The sequence below is a fragment of the Ramlibacter agri genome, assembly GCF_012927085.1.
Taxonomy (GTDB): domain Bacteria; phylum Pseudomonadota; class Gammaproteobacteria; order Burkholderiales; family Burkholderiaceae_C; genus Ramlibacter; species Ramlibacter agri.
The window spans coordinates 452,163-454,852 of sequence record NZ_JABBFX010000003.1 but is presented as its reverse complement, the minus strand read 5'-3'; the positions used below and the strand labels follow the sequence as shown (position 1 = coordinate 454,852).

Sequence of the window (2,690 nt, the reverse complement as noted above, 5' to 3'; positions counted from 1 at the left end):
GGCCCGAAGTGATAGCCTGATTTCAAACAAAGGAGCGTCAACACCGATGACAACCCAGCTTCTGTTCTACGAGTCGGCGGTCCCGGTTTCCAGGGACCGCCACGGTGGCAGCTCGGTGCAGGCCGGTGCCGACTACGCGTTCGCGCGCAGCGTCAACTCGGTCCAGCTCATGGCGGTGGAGTTCCCGGCGGCGGCGGCGGAATACGCCATCGTGTTCGCGGGCCAGGAAGAGGCAACCATGCCAGCCGTCATCCTGGGCGTGCGCGGCAACGAGAACCTGTTCCTCGCGCCGGACGGCTCCTGGCAGGCCCGCTACATCCCGGCCTTCGTGCGGCGCTATCCCTTCGTGTTCTCCAGCAGCAACGACGGCAAGACCTTCACGCTGTGCGTGGACGAATCCTTCCCGGGCTTCAACCGCGAAGGGCGCGGCCAGCCGCTGTTCGGGGCGGACGGCGAGCCCACCGCGTACGTGGGCAACGTGCTGAAGTTCCTGCAGGACTACCAGGCGCAGTTCCAGCGCACCCAGGCGTTCTGCCGCAAGCTGCGCGAACTGGGGCTGCTGGAACCGATGCAGGCGCAGATCTCCACCGAAGCCGGCGAACGCCTGTCGCTGGGTGGCTTCTGGGCGGTGAACCGCGGCCGGCTCAAGGCGCTGCCGGGCGACAAGCTCGCCGAGCTGGCGAAGACCGACGAACTCGAACTCCTGTACCTGCACCTGCAGTCCATGCGCAATTTCGACGGGCTGCGGACCCGGATGGCCGGGAAGCAGGAAACTGAAACCGAGGCACGGGCCGATGCGCCCGCGGCCGTCCATGATTGACTCGGATGGCTGGCGCAGCGCTCTATTCGCTGCAGGCTGAGGACCGCGGCCGGGCCGAGGCCGCGGCCTGGGCCGCGTTCTCGTCCGCGCAGAACACCGCGGACTTCTGCGCGAGCTGGCTCGCCATCCTTTGCACGCAGGTGGACCGCGTCACCGGCGCGCTGCTGCTGCTCGGACCCAACGAGAAAGGCGCCTTCACCGCCGCGGCCGTGTGGCCCGACCCCACGCGTGACGTGCAGCACCTGGCCGCGGCCGGCAAGCTCGCCTTGACCGAGCGGCGCGGCATCGTGGTGGGGCCGGACAGCGCGCCGCCCGCGCCCGACAGGCCGGCCTATGTCGGCTATCCCATCGAAGTCTCGGGCGAACTGCATGGCGCGGTCGTCCTGGACCTCGCGCCCGGGCCCGAGGTGGCCCTGCAACGCGCGCTGCGGCTGCTGCACTGGGCCAGCGCCTGGCTGGTCGCGCATTTCCGCGACGAGGCATTGCGCCGGCGCGACGCCACCGTGGCGCGCCTGGGCCTCGCCAACGACCTGGCGGCCACGGCACTGCAAGAGGACCGCTTCACGCAATCGGCGCTGGCCGTCGCCAACGAACTGGCGAGCCAGCTGCAATGCGACCGCGTCAGCGTCGGCATCGCCGACCAGCACAGCGTGCGCGTGGAGGCGATCTCCCACACGGCCAGCTTCGACCGCAAGACCAGCCTGGTGCGCCTGATCGGCGAGGCCATGGACGAAGTGATCGACCTCGATGGCGCCGTCGTCCACCCGCCGCGCGACGCCAACGAGCTGGGCGGCATTGCCCACGCCGAACTGGCGCGCGAATTCAAGGATGCGGCGATCTGCTCGGTGCCGCTGCGGCAGGACGGCCACACCTTCGGCGTGATCACGCTGGAGCGCAGCAGGGGCGAGCCCTTCGACGCCACGGCGGTCGAAGTGTGCCGGACCGCCGGCATGCTGCTCGGGCCGATCCTCGCGCTCAAGCGCAAGGCGGAACGCGGTGCGGTGGCCCGCCTACGCGATACGACGGGCTGGTGGGCGGCGGCACTGTTCGGGCCGCGCCATCCGGGGATCAAGCTGGTCGCCGTGCTGGTCGTCGCATTCGTCGCCTTCTGCAGCTTCGCGACCGCCACCTACCGCGTTTCCGCCAAGACCGTGATCGAGGGCTCGGTGCAACGCGCGGCGGTAGCCCCGTTCGACGGCTTCCTCGCGCAAAGCATGGTGCGGGCCGGCGACGCGGTGAAGCAGGGCGACGTCCTGGCCCGCCTGGACGACAAGGACCTGAAGCTGGAACGCACGCGCCTCAGCTCCGAACGCGAGCAGATGCAGGGCAAGCGCCGCCAGGCGATGGCTTCCGAGGACCGCGCAGCGATGGCCGTGACCGCGGCCCAGGTCGACCAGTCCGAAGCGCAGCTGGCCTTGGTCGAGGACAAGCTCTCGCGGGCGACGCTGGTCGCGCCTTTCGACGGCGTGGTGGTGTCCGGCGACCTGAGCCAGCTGCTCGGCACGCCCGTGGAACAGGGCAAGATGCTGTTCCAGGTCGCGCCGCTGGATGCCTACCGGGTCATCCTGGAAGTGGACGAGGCCGACATCGACGAAGTGTCGAGTGGCCAGCACGGGGAGCTTGCGCTCTCCGGCAACCCGGGCCGGCCCCTGCCCATTTCCGTCAAGCAGGTGACGCCGGTTTCGACGCCGCAGGAAGGCCACAACTTCTTCCGCGTCGAAGCACGCCTGGACAGCCCCTCTGCGCAATTGCGCCCGGGCATGGAAGGCGTCGGCAAGATCACGGTGGGCGACCGCAAGATCATCTGGATCTGGACCCACGGGCTGGTGGACTGGGCACGCCTGTGGGCGTGGAAGTGGATCCCCTGACG

At 69.5% G+C, this 2,690-nt stretch carries 2 protein-coding genes; both read left to right on the top strand.

What is annotated here, in order from left to right:
* Window positions 1-46: 46 nt before the first annotated feature.
* The gene (locus HHL11_RS26800) at window positions 47-820 is read left to right on the top strand and encodes a SapC family protein (protein WP_169421667.1); all 774 of its coding nucleotides are present in this window, start codon (window positions 47-49) and stop codon (window positions 818-820) included.
* Window positions 821-825: 5 nt separating this feature from the next.
* A complete protein-coding gene (locus HHL11_RS26795; protein ID WP_169421666.1) occupies window positions 826-2,688 on the top strand; it encodes a GAF domain-containing protein in 1,863 nt (620 codons plus the stop codon).
* Window positions 2,689-2,690 lie beyond the last annotated feature (2 nt).